15 protein-coding genes are annotated in these 16,748 nt (G+C 69.6%); 7 read left to right on the top strand and 8 right to left on the bottom strand.

All coding sequences use genetic code 11. The features are described from left to right. Positions 1-70: 70 nt before the first annotated feature. Positions 71-1,108, top strand: a complete 1,038-nt coding sequence (locus ACFXKA_RS14525; RefSeq protein WP_379427560.1) for an alpha/beta hydrolase — start codon at positions 71-73, stop codon at positions 1,106-1,108. 227 nt (positions 1,109-1,335) lie between these two features. Continuing rightward, positions 1,336-2,358: an alpha/beta hydrolase gene (locus ACFXKA_RS14520; RefSeq protein WP_379427650.1), complete on the top strand. Its 1,023-nt coding sequence runs from the start codon at positions 1,336-1,338 to the stop codon at positions 2,356-2,358. Between the two features lie 65 nt (positions 2,359-2,423). On the opposite strand, the gene ACFXKA_RS14515 is transcribed toward ACFXKA_RS14520, so the two are convergent. The 3 genes from ACFXKA_RS14515 to ACFXKA_RS14505 form a co-directional block, all read right to left on the bottom strand. Beyond that, entirely contained in the window at positions 2,424-4,031 is a 1,608-nt protein-coding gene (locus tag ACFXKA_RS14515; RefSeq protein ID WP_379427559.1) for a flavin-containing monooxygenase, read from the bottom strand. A 118-nt stretch (positions 4,032-4,149) separates the two neighbouring features. Beyond that, positions 4,150-4,515, bottom strand: coding sequence for an ArsR/SmtB family transcription factor (locus tag ACFXKA_RS14510; protein ID WP_379378476.1), 366 nt, complete (start codon positions 4,513-4,515; stop codon positions 4,150-4,152). A gap of 4 nt (positions 4,516-4,519) precedes the next feature. Next, positions 4,520-5,761 carry an MFS transporter gene (locus ACFXKA_RS14505; protein WP_379427558.1) on the bottom strand — a complete coding sequence of 414 codons (1,242 nt, stop codon included), beginning with the start codon at positions 5,759-5,761 and terminating at the stop codon, positions 4,520-4,522. A gap of 109 nt (positions 5,762-5,870) precedes the next feature. Here ACFXKA_RS14505 and ACFXKA_RS14500 point away from each other — a divergent pair, with 109 nt between their 5' ends. Continuing rightward, positions 5,871-6,629: a hypothetical protein gene (locus ACFXKA_RS14500; RefSeq protein ID WP_379427557.1), complete on the top strand. Its 759-nt coding sequence runs from the start codon at positions 5,871-5,873 to the stop codon at positions 6,627-6,629. A 6-nt stretch (positions 6,630-6,635) separates the two neighbouring features. Here ACFXKA_RS14500 and ACFXKA_RS14495 read toward each other — a convergent pair whose 3' ends face one another. Continuing rightward, positions 6,636-7,418, bottom strand: coding sequence for an SDR family oxidoreductase (locus tag ACFXKA_RS14495; RefSeq protein WP_379427556.1), 783 nt, complete (start codon positions 7,416-7,418; stop codon positions 6,636-6,638). Positions 7,419-7,630: 212 nt separating this feature from the next. Then, positions 7,631-9,241 carry an HNH endonuclease gene (locus ACFXKA_RS14490; RefSeq protein ID WP_379427555.1) on the bottom strand — a complete coding sequence of 537 codons (1,611 nt, stop codon included), beginning with the start codon at positions 9,239-9,241 and terminating at the stop codon, positions 7,631-7,633. Positions 9,242-9,328: 87 nt separating this feature from the next. Between ACFXKA_RS14490 and ACFXKA_RS14485 the strand changes: the two genes are divergently transcribed. After that, on the top strand, positions 9,329-9,817 hold the full coding sequence (locus ACFXKA_RS14485; RefSeq protein ID WP_379427554.1) for a hypothetical protein: 489 nt from the start codon (positions 9,329-9,331) through the stop codon (positions 9,815-9,817). Between the two features lie 26 nt (positions 9,818-9,843). Here the strand turns inward: ACFXKA_RS14485 and pabB are convergent, their stop codons facing one another. After that, complete coding sequence (gene pabB / locus ACFXKA_RS14480) at positions 9,844-11,976, bottom strand: aminodeoxychorismate synthase (RefSeq protein WP_379427553.1); 2,133 nt, start codon at positions 11,974-11,976, stop codon at positions 9,844-9,846. 88 nt (positions 11,977-12,064) lie between these two features. Here pabB and ACFXKA_RS14475 point away from each other — a divergent pair, with 88 nt between their 5' ends. Both ACFXKA_RS14475 and ACFXKA_RS14470 read left to right on the top strand, forming a co-directional pair. Then, positions 12,065-13,120: a phosphotransferase family protein gene (locus ACFXKA_RS14475; protein ID WP_364615571.1), complete on the top strand. Its 1,056-nt coding sequence runs from the start codon at positions 12,065-12,067 to the stop codon at positions 13,118-13,120. A gap of 21 nt (positions 13,121-13,141) precedes the next feature. Next, entirely contained in the window at positions 13,142-13,723 is a 582-nt protein-coding gene (locus ACFXKA_RS14470) for a DinB family protein (RefSeq protein WP_379427552.1), read from the top strand. Positions 13,724-13,726: 3 nt separating this feature from the next. Here the strand turns inward: ACFXKA_RS14470 and ACFXKA_RS14465 are convergent, their stop codons facing one another. Both ACFXKA_RS14465 and ACFXKA_RS14460 read right to left on the bottom strand, forming a co-directional pair. Next, positions 13,727-13,948 (bottom strand): agmatine deiminase family protein, encoded by a 222-nt coding sequence (locus ACFXKA_RS14465; protein WP_379427649.1) that lies wholly within the window; start codon positions 13,946-13,948, stop codon positions 13,727-13,729. Continuing rightward, positions 13,939-15,129 (bottom strand): serine hydrolase domain-containing protein, encoded by a 1,191-nt coding sequence (locus ACFXKA_RS14460; RefSeq protein ID WP_379427551.1) that lies wholly within the window; start codon positions 15,127-15,129, stop codon positions 13,939-13,941. Before ACFXKA_RS14460 ends, ACFXKA_RS14465 begins: the two co-directional genes overlap by 10 nt. Positions 15,130-15,292: 163 nt before the next feature. Here ACFXKA_RS14460 and ACFXKA_RS14455 point away from each other — a divergent pair, with 163 nt between their 5' ends. Then, positions 15,293-16,720, top strand: coding sequence for an amino acid permease (locus ACFXKA_RS14455; protein WP_379427550.1), 1,428 nt, complete (start codon positions 15,293-15,295; stop codon positions 16,718-16,720). Positions 16,721-16,748 lie beyond the last annotated feature (28 nt).

Here is a 16,748-nt window from a genome sequence, read left to right as displayed (position 1 = left end):
GTGGGGGACTGATTCGTGACACCTGCACAAACGACTCGTCACGCCAGAGAAAACTGCCGAAGGAGAAAGCGTGCGTTCAACGAAGACCTGGGGCAGCGCGGTATTGGCCTTGACCGCAACCGTTCTGCTACCGGTGGCCGCGAGTGTCGCCTCCGCCGACCCGGGAGCCTCGCTGAACTCCGCGGGCACCTCCGCCGACGGCTCTCGCATCGCCTCCAGCAAGGCCACCGACGCACGCACCCTGAACCTGCAGGTCTATTCGGCCGCCATGGACAAGAACATCGAGGTCGATGTGCAGCGTGCCGCCGATACCTCGGCGCCCACCCCGGTGCTGTACCTGCTCAACGGCGCGGGTGGCGGCACCGACTCCGCGACCTGGCAGAAGCAGACCGACGTCCTGAACTTCCTGTCCGACAAGAACGTCAACGTGGTGCAGCCGATCGGCGGCGGCTTCAGCTACTACACCGACTGGCGCGAGCCGGATCCCACACTGGGCGTGAACAAGTGGAAGACCTTCCTCACCGAGGAACTGCCGCCGCTCATCGACCGGGCGCTGAACACCAACGGCCGCAATGCCATTGCCGGTCTTTCCATGGCGGGCACCTCGGTGCTGCAGCTGCCCATCGCCGCGCCCGGCCTCTACCAGTCGGTGGCCGCCTACAGCGGCTGCGCCCAGATCAGCGATCTGCTCGGCTACAGCATGGTCAATACCGTGGTCGCCGCGGGCGGCGGCGACAGCGCGAACATGTACGGCCCGCACGCCGATCCCATGTGGGCCGCCAACGATCCCTACGTGCACGCCGACCAGCTGCGCGGCCTGAACATGTTCATTTCCAGCGGTTCCGGCCTGCCGGGCGAGTGGGACACCCTCGGCGGCACGCACACCCTGCCCGGCGCGGGTGGCTGGGCGAACCAGGTGGCCCTGGGCGGCACGCTCGAGGCCGCCACCAACTACTGCACCCACAACCTGAAGGCCAAGCTCGACGGCCTCGGCATTCCGGCCACCTACGACCTCACGCCCACCGGCACCCACTCGTGGGGGTACTGGCAGGACGCGCTGAAGAAGTCGTGGCCCGTCCTGGCTACCGGTCTGGGCCTGCCGGCCTGACCGGTACATCGACGAAACCGGCACGCCTTCAGGGGAAGCGAGCCGGTTTCGTCTTGTGTACACGTGTGGTAACGAGGGCGGGAATCGCGCCCTGACCCTACGGCCGGAAACGTCCTCTCGGAGTCAGTTCAGTTCCGGGCCAGCATTTTCCGAAGCCGCTCGGCAACGCTGAAGTGCTGACTCGTGACAACCGGGGACCTGCCGGAGGAGACAGCGTGCGTTCCACAATGACCTTGGGCAGCGCGGTATCGGCCTTGACCGCAACCATTCTGGTGTCGATGGCCGCGGGCACGGCCTCCGCCCAACCGGACACCCCGGTGACCTACACCGGCACTTCCGCCGACGGCTCGCGCATCGTCTCCAGCACGACCACCGACACCCGTCTCGTGACTCTGCGGGTCTATTCGGCCGCCATGGACAAGAGCATTCAGGTCGATGTGCACCGTCCGGCCGGCACCTCCCAGCCCGCCCCGGTGCTGTACCTGCTCGGTGGCGCGGGCGCCGCCGACGCCGTGACGTGGCAGACGCAGACCGATGTGCTGGACTTTCTGGCCGAGAAGAACGTCGATGTGGTGCAGCCGATCGGCGGAGATTTCACCTACTACACCGATTGGCGCGCCCCGGATCCCGCCCTGGGCGTGAACAAGTGGAAGACCTTCCTGACCGAGGAATTGCCACCGCTCATCGACGGGGCGCTGAATGCCAACGGGCGCAACGCGATCGCGGGTCTGTCGATGGCGGGTACCTCGGCGTTGCAGCTGGCCATCGCCGCGCCCGGGTTGTATCGGTCGGTTGCGGTCTACAGCGGCTGTGCCCAGATCAGTGACCCCATCGGGCACCACTTCGCCAATGACGTGGTCACGAAGGGCGGCGGCGACAGCGCGAACATGTATGGCCCCGAGGGTGATCCCGAGTGGGCCGTCAACGATCCCTATGTGCACGCCGACCAGCTGCGCGGCCTGAATCTGTTCATCTCCAGTGGCTCCGGGCTGCCGGGCCGGTGGGACGCCCCCGGCGGTCCGCACACCCTGCCGGGCACGGACGGCTGGCTCCAGCAGTTGACCATCGGTGGCGGGATCGAGGCCGCGACCGACTTCTGCAGCCACAATCTGAAGGCCAAGCTCGACGGCCTCGGCATCGCGGCCACCTATGACTTCACGCCGACCGGCACCCACTCGTGGGGCTATTGGGAGGACGCGTTGAAGCGGTCGTGGCCCGTCCTGGCTGCCGGTCTGGGCCTGCCCGCCTGACCGCGGACGACGAAACCGGCTCGCCGCCAAGAGGAAGCGAACCGGTTTCGCCGGGTCCAGGCTGGCTATGCGGTGAGCTCGAAGTTCGGGTACCCGTTGTCGCGCTCGTCGTCGCAGTAGCGGCGGTAGTTGCCGAAACCGCCGATGTAGGGCATGAATACGCGCTTCTTGCCCTCGATGTTCGCGCCCATGTACCAGGAATTGGCCTTCACGAACAGCGTGCCCTCGGCGACCTCGAGCAGGTGATCGGTCCATTTGACCGCCGCCTCCGCGCGGGCCTCGGCCTTGCGGATCCCGTTGGCGCGGCAGTGCTCCACCAGCGCCAGCACCCAGTCCAGCTGCTGCTCGGAGTGCAGCACCATGTTCGCCATCACCGACGGGGTGCCGACACTGTTGATGCTGAACATGTTCGGGAAGCCGGGGATGCCGAAGCCCAGGTAGGTGACCGGCCCGTCGGCCCACAGCTCCCCGAGGCGGGCATCCCGCGCACCGTGCATGTCGATGCGCAGCAGCGCACCGGTCATGGCGTCGAAACCCGTTGCGTAGACCAGGGCGTCGAGTTCGATGAACTTGTCGGTGGTCCGGATGCCGGTCGGGGTGACCTCCTCGATGGCCTCGCGGCGCAGGTTCACCAGCGAGACGTTCGGCCGGTTGAACATCTCGTAGTAGCCGGAGTCGGTGCAGATGCGCTTGGTGCCGATGGGGTGGTCGGAGGGGATGAGGTCGTCGGCCACCGCCTGGTCGTCCACCTTGGCGCGGATCTTGGCGACCGCGAACTCGCGCACCAGCTCATTGGCGGCCAGATCGCTGTTCTGGTCGGGGAAGACCTTGTTGAACAGCACGCCGCCGCCGTCCCAGCGGTCCTGCATGGCCTGCTCGCGCTCCGCGGCGGTCAGGTCCAGGGCCTTGGTCTCCAGCGAGCGGTGCGGGGTGGCGGCCGGTGCGTAGTAGGAGTTCTCGCGCCGCTGCCGGTAGGTGGCGCGGATCTCGTCCTGCTCCTCGTCGGTCCACGGCCGGTTGGGCACCGGGACGCTGAAGTTGGCCGAACGCTGGAAGACGGTGAGCGCCTCGGCCTCCCGCGCGATGATCGGCGCGACCTGGATGCCCGAGGAGCCGGTGCCGATGACGCCGACCCGCTTGCCCTCGAAGGACACGCCCTGCTCCGGCCACTGCGCGGTGAAAAGCTCCTCGCCCGCGAAGGTTTCGATGCCGGGGATGTTCGGCTTGATCGGCGCCGACAGGCAGCCGGTGGCGAAAACCACGAACTGCGAGCGGAATTCGTCGCCGGCCTCGGTGCGCAGCGTCCAGACGGCCGCCTCGTCGTCGAAGCGGGCGCCGACGACGCGCTGACCGAACCGGTAGCGCTGCTTCAGCTCGAAGCGGTCCGCCACATGGTTGATGTAGGCGAGGATCTCCGGCTGGGCGGCGAAACGCTCGGTCCAGGTCCAGCTCTGCTCCAGGTCCTCGTCGAACGAATAGGAGTAGTCGACGCTCTCCACGTCGCAGCGCGCACCCGGGTAGCGGTTCCAGAACCAGGTGCCGCCGACACCCTCGCCCGCCTCCAGGCCGAGCACGTTCAATCCGGCCTTCGCCGCCTGGTGGACGCCATAGAGTCCGGCGAATCCGGCACCGATGATGATCACATCGAATGGGCTGCCCTGCTCGGGATGCATGCGCGACCTCTCACTATTCGTCTCGAGATATTTCGAATAGGCATATCGTCACGGCGCATGCGGGCACTCGGCGATACCACGTCCCACTGACCAGGAGCCGAGTCCCGGGAAATGCTCGCTATTCGTGCGATGGTTCGCCGGTCACGATGTGATCGGCGTGGTTCAAGCCCTCGCGGACCAGGCGGGCCAGGTGGCCGTCGCGGATGCGGTAGATGATGCGGCGGCCCTCGCGGCGGGTGTCGACCAGGCCGCTGAAGCGGAGTTTGGCCAGATGCTGGCTGACCGCGGTGCGGGAGGCGCCGCAGGCCTCGGTGAGGGCGGTGACATCGGCCTCGTCGGAGGCGAGGATCCAGAGGATGTGCAGCCGGGTCGGATCCGACAGCATGCGGAAGGTGGCGGTGGCCACGTCGAGATGGGGCTGATCCGGACGGACCGGGTGGATGAGGCTGGGTGCGGCAGGCGCCGGTTCGGTCTCCTCGCTCACCAGTTCACCTTCCTGCCGCCGCCGTCACCGCCTCGGGGCCCGTGGGCACGTGTGCGGGCCAGGCGCGGGCCGCCGTCGTAGCTGCCAGTGTAGCGACGGCGGCCAGCACGATCGCCGTGGTCGGCAGGCCCGCCAGCGCGCCCAGCTTGCCCGCGACCGGGTAGGTCACCAGGAAGCACGCGTGCGAGAGGGAGAACTGCGCGGTGAAAACGGCTGTGCGGGTGTCGGGTTCGGACTGGGCGCGCAGCAGGCGGGCGGACGGGGTGTTGATCATCGAGGTGCCCGCGCCCAGCAGCACCCAGGTCACCGCCAGCACGAGCGCGCCGGCCCCGCGGGGGAGCAGGGTCGGCAGCGACGCCGCGATCAGGCCCAGTGGCAGCAGTACGCAGCCGGTCATCATGAAGCTGCGGTCCGGCACCCGCGCCAGCAATCGCGGGGTCGACAGCGCGACCGCCATGGAGCCGAATCCGAAGCAACCCAGCGCCAGTGCCACCGCGGTATTGGAGCCGCCCAGCTGATCCCGCACGTACACAACGGTATTCACGATCACCAGCGCCGTGGCCGCGGCCACCACCATGTTCATGGCCAGCAGCCCGCGCAGCACCGGCCGGTTCATCATGATCCGGGCGCCCTCGGTGATGCGCCACAGCAGCGGGGCGGACCGCTCCGGCGCGGCGAGCCGGGGCAGCCGGGTGGTCACCACCAGCAGCGCCGAGGCCACGAAACCGGCCGCGGTGCCCACGAACAGCGAGTGATAGCTGATGATCGTCAGCAGCGCGGCCGCCAGCACCGGGCTCAGCAGCGACTCCATGTCGTAGGCCAGCCGCGACAGCGACAGCCCGCGGGTGTAGTCCTCCTCGTCGACCAGGATCGAGGGGATCAGCGACTGGAACGCCGGCGTGAAGGTGGCCGAGGCCGACTGCAGCAGCGCGATCAGCACATAGATCTGCCAGGTGTGCGTGACGAACGGCAGCATGAGCGCGATCCCCGCGCGCACCGCGTCCGCCGACACCAGTACCAGCTTCCGGGGCAGCCGCAGGGTGAGCGCCGAGATCACCGGCGCGACAGCCACATACGCCACCATCTTGATGGCCAGGGCGGTGCCCAGCACCGCACCCGCCTGGCCCCCGGCCACCTCGTAGGCGAGCAGGCCCAGGGCCACGGTGAGCAGTCCGGTGCCGATCAGGGCGACCACCTGGGCGGTGAACAGCTTGCGGAACCGGGGATCGCGGAGCACGTCGAGCACACAGTTACTATAAGCCCATATGTGCGCAGTTGTGCACATGATGTCGGATAGATGTGCGGTCGGCCTCGCTCGGTCCGGTTGCCGCGCAATCGTCGCTATCCTCGCTTCCATGGGGAGGAATCTCGTGGCCGCGGTGCTGGCTGCCGCCACACTCACGCTGGCCGCGTGCGCACAACATCCCGCCACCGCACCCATGGCCGGCAACCTCTCCCCGCACACCAGCGATCACGTCGTCCCCGGTCCGGTCACCCCCGTCTCCGCCCTCCCGCCCTGCGGCGATATCGCCTCGGCCGCCACGCCTCCCGACTGCTACCTGCAATCCCACGACGCCGCCGGGCTGACGTTCGAAGTGCGGCACCGCGGTACGGGACAGCAGGGGTCGGTCGCCATCACCGTGCTGGACCCCGTCGGCGCACAGCTGCAGACCCTCACCGAACAGGCCGTCGGCACCACCGAGCCACGACTGCGCGACCTCGACAACGACGGCCGCGACGAGCTGATCATCCCGATCATGCTGGCCAGCGCCAACACTCGCTACGTCATCTACCACGCGGCCGGCGACGGGCAGCTCCAGCGCGCGGGCGAACTCGCGGGCATCGGCATCGACACTTCCGCGGCCGGCTACATCGTGGTCACCGCGCGCGACAGCTACGAACTCTGGAACATCGAATTCTGGACCTTCGATGCCGAGAAGCTGCAACCTCTGGTCACCGCCGAGGTCCGGCTCCTCGACGACGGGACCGGGCGCGTCGGCGGCAGCGAGTGCACGGTGATCGACAGCGGCGGGCTGAACCGTATCGGTCTCACCCTGGATCAGGCCACCGGGCAGTTCTGCGCCGAACCGAGTGTGCTGCGGGTGAGGCGCTGACGCAGGTCAGCTCACCGGCTTCGAATACCGGCGGCGCAGCCACTCGGCGTAGTCGTACGACACGGTCTCGCCATCGGCGTCGAGACACAATGCCGCGTCGCGCAACCGTCGCACGATCCGGCCGACCGGCGGCACCGGCAGCGGCAGCAGCGCCTGACCGAGAGCGTGGCGGCGGAGCTCGGCCAGCTCGCCGAGGGTCTGCACGACCGGACCGCCCAGATCGCGGACCCTGCCCGATGGGCCCGCCTCGACCGCGTCGGCCAGCCGGCCCGCCACCGCGACCACGTCGACCGGTTGGAACCGCATGCCGGTGCGCGGCGCGATGCGGAACTTCGAGGCCCCGCCGAGCAATTCGTCGATGAGTTCGTGGAACTGCGTGGCGCGCAACAGGGTCCACGGCACCGGGCCCTGGGTGACCACCCGTTCCTGCGCGACCTTGGTGCGGTAGTAGCTGAACGGCACCCGCTCGCAGCCGACGATCGAGATCTCCACATGGTGGCCGACCCGGGCGCGCTGCTCGGCGGCCAGCAGGGTGCGCACACCGTCGACCATCACCCGCGCGCTGCGCAGGCCGCGATGGGAGGCCGCGTCCACCACCGCGTACACACCCTCCAGCGCCGCGTCCATCCCCGCCCCGGTGACCAGATCCACCGCGTGATGCGTGGTCCCCGGCACCGGCTCGGCGGGCGCGGACCGGCTCAGCACCCGCACCGTATGCCCGCGTGCCACCAGATCCCGCACCACCGGCGCACCCAGCGTCCCGGTACCGCCCACAACCGCCACCTGCATGTCGGATCCCTTTCCTCGACCGGCCTTCCTCGGACGCTAGAGCCACACCGTGTGCCGCTCAACATGATTCATCGCACGGCGTCGGATTGCCCACATTCGAGCCTGCGCCGCGTGTTGATGCGGCCGGCCGCGTGGCAGGGTGGGGTCACGTCACCGAGGTCGAACGAGTCTGTCACGGGCCGGAATCCGGACGGTTCGACCGACGGCTCCGGTCAGATGTGCGCGCCCTTGGTGCGGTTGCAGGCGCGGCAGAGGATCTGCAGGTTGGCGGGGCTGGTCGCGCCGCCGCGGCTGATCGGGATGATGTGATCGAACTCCAGGTAGTGGCTGTCGCCGCATTCGACGCATTTGCCGCCGTCGCGCTGCCACACCACGGCCTTGACATCCGGTGGGATGGAACGGGTGTCGCGGCGGCCCGGGGTCAGGGCCAGGCGCTTGGCGATGCGCAGTGCGCCCTCCATGGCGGCGGCCACGAAGTCGGGATCGGCGACCTCGAGGATCGCGCCGCCGCGCGAGGAGGTGGCCGACACCTCGACCAGGCCATCGGCCGCGGTCACCGAAACCACGCGGGCCCAAGGCATTTCGGTGCCGGTGTCCGCGCCCGTGAAGCGCAGCTTGCGGTTGCTGACGATCAGCCGGCCCTCGGTGCGCTTGGGGCCGCGGGCCAGCTGCCGGATGTGCACGGCGGGGAGGTTCAGGTGGACTCGCTCGCCGGGATCCAGGTGCAGGCCCGTGGCAGACTGCTGCGGCAGCTCGCCGGACCGCAGCCGGGTGAGCAGGCGGCCGCGGTGCAGGCGGCGGCGCAGGTCCTCGATGGCCGGGCCCGACAGGGACAGCTCCGCGACGGTGTCCTCGAAGTCGTCCACGTCGGACTCGTCCACCACGCCGTCGGCGAAGGTGAAGGCGACGAGGCGTTCCAGCTGATCGAGGGCGAGCGGGCGCAGCAGATCCAGGGCGGCGGCGCGGTCGACGCGCTGGAAGCGCAGCGCGGCCCAGAGCGTCTCCCAGTCGTCGTGCGGGGAAAGGCCACGCAGGGTGCGCTCGGCGCGGGGCCGCCAGGTGCGCAGGTATTCGGCTGTCTCGGTGGCGCATTCGCGGCACAGCGGCGTGGCGCCGAACAGCGCCGCGCCGAACAGGCGGCGGCGCGGCGCCCCGCAGCGCGGGCAGTGGCGGGCATCCTGCGGCGGCGCGGGGCGGGCCGACGCCGTCCAGGTCGTGCCGTCCCACCAGCGCAGGCGAGCCGGATCGCGGGGATCCGGATGCCATTCCGCCCGTTCGGGATCCGGGGGCGGCGGCGTGCGGCGCGGCTCGGGGTCGAAGCCGTGCGCGGGATCGATCCGCACCCCGAACTCGCGCACCAGACCGGCCAGGCTGACGCCGGCGTCGGCCAGCGCCCGGAACTCCCAGCCCTCCTCGGCGCGCGTGAACTCGCCCAGCACCAGGGCCGGTGCCGGGTCCGGCGTGTCGATGTCGTACCAAGCGACCGGATGGTCGTGGTCGAACACGGTCAGCCGCAGGCCCGCGACATCGGCGAAACCGCCTGGCACCGAACCGATGACCACGATCCCCGCCACCTCCGGCCCGGTGCGCGGGAGCGAGACCGACAGCCGTGCCGTCCCCGGCGCGGGCTCCCGATCCAGCGTCACCGCCTGCGAGACGTGCCGGGGCGCGTCGAACCAGACGAAGTCCCGGTCCGACCGCGCCCGCCCGTGCTCGGCCACCAGCACGGCCTGCGCCCGCACCGCATGCTGCGACCGCCACGAAAGCACAAGCGTCAGAAGCGATGTCGGGACCGTCGTATGGCCACCCATGGTCAGTTTCATCGTCGTCGAACTATGCCACGACCCTCCGACAAAACCGCATGCCCGGCCCTCCCGGCAAATCTGAAAACCGTGCGGCACAGTAGAGGTATGACCAACCCCAAGGGGAGCGACCGTCAGCCCGCCAAACCCTCGACCTCGCGTGTCCCCACCGCCGGGGACATCCTGGCGGCGGCCCAGGCCGCGGTCGAAGCCGCCCAGAGCGCGGCCGGTCAGGCCCTGGATTCCGCCCAGGTGACCGCGTCGACCGCCTTCGACACCGCTGTCCGCCTCCCGCCCGCCTCCATTCAGCTCGCCGCCCAGCTGCCCGACCTGATCCAGAGCCTCACCATCGCCGTCGAGCGCCTCAACTCCACCATCGACCGCCTCGATCGCACCCTCGCCCTGGCCGAGCCCGCCTTCGTCGCCTACGACAAGATCCTCACCCGGCTCGAGGCGGTCACCGCCCTCGGCGAGGAGGTCTTCACCCGCCTCGACAGGCTCCCCGGCGTCTCCCTGCTCGGCCGTCTCACCGGAACCCGCGAGAACCCGGAACCCGAACCGCCCGAAGACAAGTCCCGCCGCTCCCGCCGCAGGTGACACCGCAGGACGCCATCGCGCCGGATCTATCTGGCCGAGGGAATGCGGGCGCGGGGCGGGACGCCCAATCCGGGGAGAGCGCGCAGCGCGGCGGCGGCCTTCCAGACCATTTCGAGATACTCGTCGGCCGGGTCGGAGTCGAGGACGACCGCGCCGCCCGCGCCGACTCGCCAGCGATTGTCGTGGCGGACGGCGGTACGGATGACGATGTTCAGGTCGGCGGTGCCGCCGAGGCCGAGGAAGCCGATGGTGCCGGAATAGATGCCCCGGGCCTCGGTTTCGAGGGAGTCGATGATTTCGAGGGTGCGGAGTTTGGGGGCGCCGGTCATGGAACCGCCGGGGAAACAGGCTCGGAGACAGTCGATGACGTCCAGGTCGGCGCGGAGGGTGCCGCGCACGGTGGAGACCAGCTGGTGCAGGGTCGTGTAGGTCTCGACGGCCATGAGCTTGGGGACGTGCACCGAGCCGATCTCGCAGACCCGGCCCAGGTCGTTGCGGAGCAGATCCACGATCATGAGGTTCTCGGCGCGGGTCTTGGGGCTGCGGGCCAGCTCGGCTCTCAGCTCTTCATCCTCGGCGGCGGTGCCACCGCGGGGGGCGGTGCCCTTGATCGGCTTGCTCTCCACCGTGCGGGAGCGATCCACCTTGAGGAAGCGCTCCGGCGAGGAACACGCCACCTCCAGCCCGGCGAAGCGCAGGAAGGCCGCATAGGGGGCCGGATTGCACCGGCGCAGCGTGCGATACACGGAGAGGCCGTCGGCGCCGCCCGGAGGATGCGCGCTGTCGGTGATGCAGATTTCGTACGACTCGCCGGCGAGCAGCTGCTCCCGGCAGGCCGCCACATCGGCGAGATAGCGCTCCCGGCCGCGCGTGAGGAACGGCGCGACCGTGCCCTCGTCGGCGCGCAGCTCGAGGTCCGGCGGATTCTCCCAGGTCGGAAGGGTTTCCACCACGGCCCGGGTGGCGGCCAGCCAATCCTGTGCGGCGGCAGCGGCATCCGGCTCGGCCAGCGCCAGCAGATGGGTGTGGCCCGCCTCGTGATCGACCACGATCAGCCGGTCCGCGAAGATCCACTGGGCGTCGGGCGTGGCCGCGCGATGCACGGCCTCGGCACCGCAGTCGGCCTTCATCTCGTAGCCGAGATAGCCGACATAGCCACCGGCGAAATCGAAAGGCACATCCGGGAATTCGATCGCCCGGCGGCGTAGCTCGGCGGATAGATAATCGAGCACCCCGCCCGGCACCGTGCGCGGCCCGGCCGCCGACTCGATCTCGACCCGGCCGCTGCCGACCCGATACCGCACCACCTCCGCCAGCGGCCCGGACGCGTCACCCAGGAACGAGAAGCGATCCAGCCCCGGCTCCACATGCTCGCTGTCGAGCCAGAAGGCATGCGGGGAACCGGCATACAGCGCGTCGAAGGCCGCCTCGGCATCGACGGCCCGCTCCACGACCGTCTGCTCGACCCGATAGCGGACGGGCGCGCCGACGGCGGGCGGTGTCGAAATCTCGGCTCCGATCCGGGTGCGCGCCGGCGTCGTTCGTGTGGTCATTCGGGAAATGTCCTGCCGCCGTTGATAGTCGGTGGTCAACGCCGCGAAATTGCGCAGCAGCAGTTCCCCGTGCTCGCTGGAGATCGACTCGGGATGGAACTGCACGCCCCACTGCGGCCGGGTGCGATGCCGCACGCCCATGATCACCCCGTCCGGCGTGGTCGCCGTGACCTCGAGGTCCTCCGGCAATGGTCGAGCCGCACACAGCGAGTGATAGCGCACCGCCGAGAAGCCCTGCGGCACACCGGCGAACAGGTCCCGCCCGTCATGGCTGATCAGATCCGGGTACCCGTGCCGGGCCTGCGCCGCCGTGACCACCTGCCCACCCGCCGCGATCACGATGCCCTGATGCCCCAGGCACACTCCCAGCACCGGCAGCTCGGCTCCGGCGATCAGGGCCGCCGAGATGCCGAAATCGCGCGGGACATCCGGCCGTCCGGGCCCGGGGGAGATGACGATGTTGTCGAACTCCCCGAGCCCGAGCTCCTCGATCGAGGCCGCCTCGTCATTGCGCACGACCACGGGTTCGACCCCGTTCACCTCGCTGATCAGCTGATACAGGTTGTAGGTGAACGAGTCGTAGTTATCGATCAACAGGGTGCGCATTTGACCACGCACATTACGCTCTGCCCATCACGGTTACTGCTGGCGACTGCCTTCAGTTCGTGTGGACCGCTACGGCAGAATAGGCGGCATGTCTGTTGCGCAGCCGGTCGAAGTGGATCGTGACGTCGTCGATTTCGCCATCGTCGGAAAGTGGATGGAAGAGCAGGGCCTGCCCGGCGGGGAGTTCGAGGAGGTGAAGCCGCTCGGCGGCGGCACCCAGAACATCATGCTCCGCTTCCGCCGCGGCGGCCGCGAGTACGTGCTGCGCCGCGGGCCCAAGCATCTGCGGTCCGCCAGCAATACCGTCATCCAGCGCGAATCCCGCATCCTCGGCGCCCTCGGTGACACCGAGATCCGCGCCCCCAAGGTGATCGCCGCCTGCCCCGACGAATCCGTGCTCGGTGCGTCCTTCTACCTGATGGAACCGATCGTCGGCTTCAACCCGCAGAACGAACTGCCCGAACCGCACGCCTCCGACCCCGAGGTGCGCCGGCAGATGGGCCTGTCCGCGGTCGAGGCCATCGCCCGCCTCGGCTCGCTCGACCACGAGGCGCTCGGCCTGGCCGACTACGGCAAGCCGGAGGGCTTCCTGGAACGCCAGGTGCCGCGCTGGCTCAAGGAACTCGACTCCTACAGCGTCAACGACGGCTACCCCGGCCCGGAGATCCCCGGCGTCGCCCAGGTCGGCGACTGGCTCGACCGCAACCGCCCCGCCCAGCCGAAAGCCGGCATCCTGCACGGCGACTGCCACCTCGCCAACATGATGTTCTCCTACGACGGCCCCGAGGTGGTGGCCATGGTCGACTGGGAGATGTCCACCATCGGCGACCCGCTGCTGGACCTGGGCTGGCAGATCGCCACCCGCCCGGTCCCCGGCACCACCGGCGCGGCGCTGGTCGGTTCCCTCGGCGCGGTCGGCGGCCTGCCCACACCCGAGGAGATGATCGCCCACTACGCGAAGTTCTCCGACCGCGACCTGACCCACGTCACCTGGTACACGGTGCTGGCCTGCTTCAAGCTCGGCATCGTGCTCGAGGGCACGCACGCCCGGGCCTGTGCCGGCAAGGCCCCCAAGCAGGTCGGCGACTTCCTGCACGCCATCACCCTCGAACTGTTCGAGAAGGCACACCAGCTGATGGAGTGACGGCACCATAAGTTGGTCGTCATGCCGATCGTTCCCGATGCCAAGGACTGGACGTGGGTGCTCGAACGCGCCTGCGCCGAGTGCGGGTTCGACCCCGCCGCCACCGCCTTCGCGGCGGTGCCGGGGTCGGCCCGCGCCAGTGCCGCCCGCCTCGCCGCCGCCCTGGAGCGACCCGGCGCCCGGCAACGGCCCGATGAATCGACCTGGTCGCCGCTCGAGTACGCGGCCCACGTCCGCGACGTGTGCCTCATCTTCACCCACCGCCTCGACATCGCCCGCACCGGCGGGCCCCGCCCGGGCCCGGTGATCCCCGCCTACGACACCGCGGTCACCGTGGGGGACAACGGCATTCCCATGTTCGCCAACTGGGACCAGGATGCCACCGCCATCGCCGCGGACTACACCGCCGCCGAAACGGCCACCGTCGCAGTCGAACTCACGGCCGCCGCCGAGACCGCCGCCCGCGCCTTCGAAGCCGTGCCGGTCACCGAACTCGACCGGGCCGCACTGCGCAGCAACGGTTCCGCCTTCACCATCGACGCCATGGCGCGGTACTTCCTGCACGACCTCGTGCACCACGTGCACGACGTGGAACACGGCTGAGGTCTACGCCGGCTCCTGCTGGGTCGTGCAGTGGATGCCGCCACAGCCCGCGTCGATATCGATCTGCGCCACCCGGCGGCCCGGAAACAGCCGCGCCAGCGTGGCTTCGGCCAAGGCGTCGGCCTCCGGATCCCCGAACTCGGGGGCCATGACCGCGCCGTTGCCGACAGAGAAGTTCATGTAACCGGCCGCGAACTCGGACCTATTCCTTTCGGTCAGCGACAGCGGAGCAGGGCCTCACGGAGATTGCGCGAACGGACATCGTCGAGCACCGCCATACCCAGGCGGTTCATCACATAGCCGAACCCCAGACCCGTTGCCGGATCGGCGAATCCGAACGAGCCGCCATAGCCGGTGGTGCCGTAGGCGCGCTTGTCGGAGCCGAACCGGAAACCGCCGCGCGACCGGCGGAAGCCCAGGTGGTAGCGGCTCGGCGTGAGCAGCACCAGGTCCTCGGCCGGGACGTCGTCGGCGGTGTCGGGGGAGCCCAGGCGGTCCAGCAGGCTCGGCTCGATGGGCAGCTCACCGGTCCGCCCCGCCGCCGCGCCGTACACCCGCGCGAGTGCCCGCGCGGTGCCGACACCACCGGCGGCCGGGCTCTCCACCGCGAGGAATTCGCGCCGGGCGGCCCGGGCGGGCGCACCGACCTGCGGGCTGTTCAGCGCGCGGAAGGACAGGCCGCGCTTGCTGTAGAGCTGAATGCCGATGCGCACCGGCAGATCTCGCTCATAGCGCAGAATGTCGAGGCCCGCGGTCGCCGACAGCGCGGCCACCCGATCCAGCGAAACCTCGTCCGGCAGGCCGATATAGAACTCCGCGCCCAGCGGGCCGGCAATGTCCTCGGCGAAGATGCGGCCCAGCGTGCGATGCTCCGGATCGACCCGCCGCAGCAGCTCGCCCTGATACAGCCCGGCCGTGATCGGGTGATAGCCGTGCCGGGTTCCCGGCCGCCACAGTGGTTTCTGCTCGGCCAGCACCATCGCCATCCGATCCAGATCGGCCATATCCGCGAGCCGGAACGGCCGATCCAGCGCCGCCAGCCCGGCCTGATGGTCCAGCAGCTGCCGCACGGTGATGGACTCCTTGCCGTGCGCGGCGAACTCCGGCCAGTGCAGCGCCACCGGATCCTCGTAGTCCAGCAGTCCCCGCGACACCACCGACGCCACCGCGAACGCGGTCATGCCCTTGGTCGAGGACCACACCGGGGCCATGGTGTCGCGCTCCCATCTCACCCGGCGCTTGCGATCGCGATGCCCCGCCCACAGATCCACCACCGGCCGATCCCCGTCGTAGACCGCCACCGCCGCACCGATCTCCCCGTGCCGGTCGAAGTTGCGGCGGAACGCGTCGGCGACCGGGCCGAAACCCGCGTCCACCTCGCCATGGATCGTGACCTGCTCACTCATGATGGGTCCGATCGTAACCGGGCATACGGTCTGCGCTGGGTCGCAGTGACGATGGTGAACACCACTGCGACGCCAGTACATAGCTGTGAGCAGTGCGGATCCCCCGGCGGGCGCGCCACCCTGATGCCATTTCGACCGGTCCGACCCGGTAGCGTGGCCGCACATGCCCGGACTCCCTCGGATTACCGCATCATTGCTGCGGACCAAGCCCGTCGAACAGCTCACCTCCGATGGAGAACACACCACGCTGCGGCGCAGCATGGGCCTGATCTCGCTGATCGCACTGTCGGTCGGCGCCACCCTCGGCACCGGCATCTTCGTGGTGCTGGGCGAGGCCGCGCCGCTGGCCGGGCCCGCCGTCGTCGTCTCCTTCGTCATCGCCGCGCTGGCCGCGCTGTTCTCGGCCCTGTCCTACGCGGAACTGGCCGGCGCGGTGCCGGTGTCCGGATCGGCCTACTCGTACACCTATGCGACGCTGGGCGAGATCATCGCCTGGATCTGCGGGTGGTGCCTGCTGCTGGAGTACGGCGTGTCGGTGGCGGCGGTCGCGGTCGGCTGGGGCGCGTACCTCAACGAGTTCCTGGGATCGACCATCGGCTGGCGGATTCCGGACGCGCTGGCACAGCCGCCGGGCGACGGCGGGGTGATCAACCTGCCCGCCGCCATCGTGGTGGTGCTGGCCACCGTGGTGCTGCTCGGCGGCATCCGGGAGAGCGCGCGGGTCACCACCGTCACCACCATGATCAAGATCGCGGTGCTGGTGTTCTTCGTGGCCGTGGCGGTCACCGCCTTCCACTCCTCGAACCTGCACCCCTTCGCGCCGGCCGGCGTCTCGGGCATCGGGGCGGCGGCCTCGATGGTGTTCTTCTCCTTCATCGGCTTCGACGCCGCCTCCACCGCCGGCGAGGAGGCCAGGAATCCGCAGCGAGATCTGCCGCGCGCCATCATCATTTCGCTCGGCATCGTGACGCTGGTCTACGTGCTGGTGGCGCTGACCGCCGTCGGCGCGGTCGGCGTGGACGCCGTCAGCAGCTCGGGCGCGTCGCTGGCCACCGTGCTGGAACAGGTCACCGGGCGCGGCTGGCCCGCCACCATCCTCGCGGGCGGCGCGGTCATCGCCATCGCCTCGGTGGTGCTGACCGTGCTCTACGGGCAGACCCGCATCCTGGTCTCCATGTCCCGTGACGGGCTCATGCCCGCCGTGCTGTCGCGGGTCGGGGAGAAGCGCGTGCCGACGGTCAACACGCTCATCGTGGGCGGCGTGGTGGCGGTGCTGTCGGCGCTGGTGCCGCTGGGCGAACTGGTGAACGCCACCAATATCGGCACGCTGGTGTCCTTCGGGCTGGTGAACATCGGCGTGCTGGTGCTGCGCCGCACCAAACCCGAGCTGCCGCGGTCGTTCCGGACCCTGGTGCCGCTGGTACCGGTCATCGGCGTGGCCATGTGCGTATGGCTGCTGATCCACCTGCCAGGCGTGACCTGGCTGGCGTTCACACTGTGGTCGGCGGTCGGGCTGGTGGTGTACTTCGGCTACGGGCGGCGGCGTTCGGCGTTGAACCGGGCGGCGGCGGTCGAAACCGTCTCGCCCTAGCCATTTTTCGAACCAACCGGTTGGTGAT

Source organism: Nocardia sp. NPDC059228 (assembly GCF_042754245.1).
Lineage (GTDB): Bacteria > Actinomycetota > Actinomycetes > Mycobacteriales > Mycobacteriaceae > Nocardia.
This window is presented reverse-complemented; position numbering and strand designations above follow the sequence as displayed.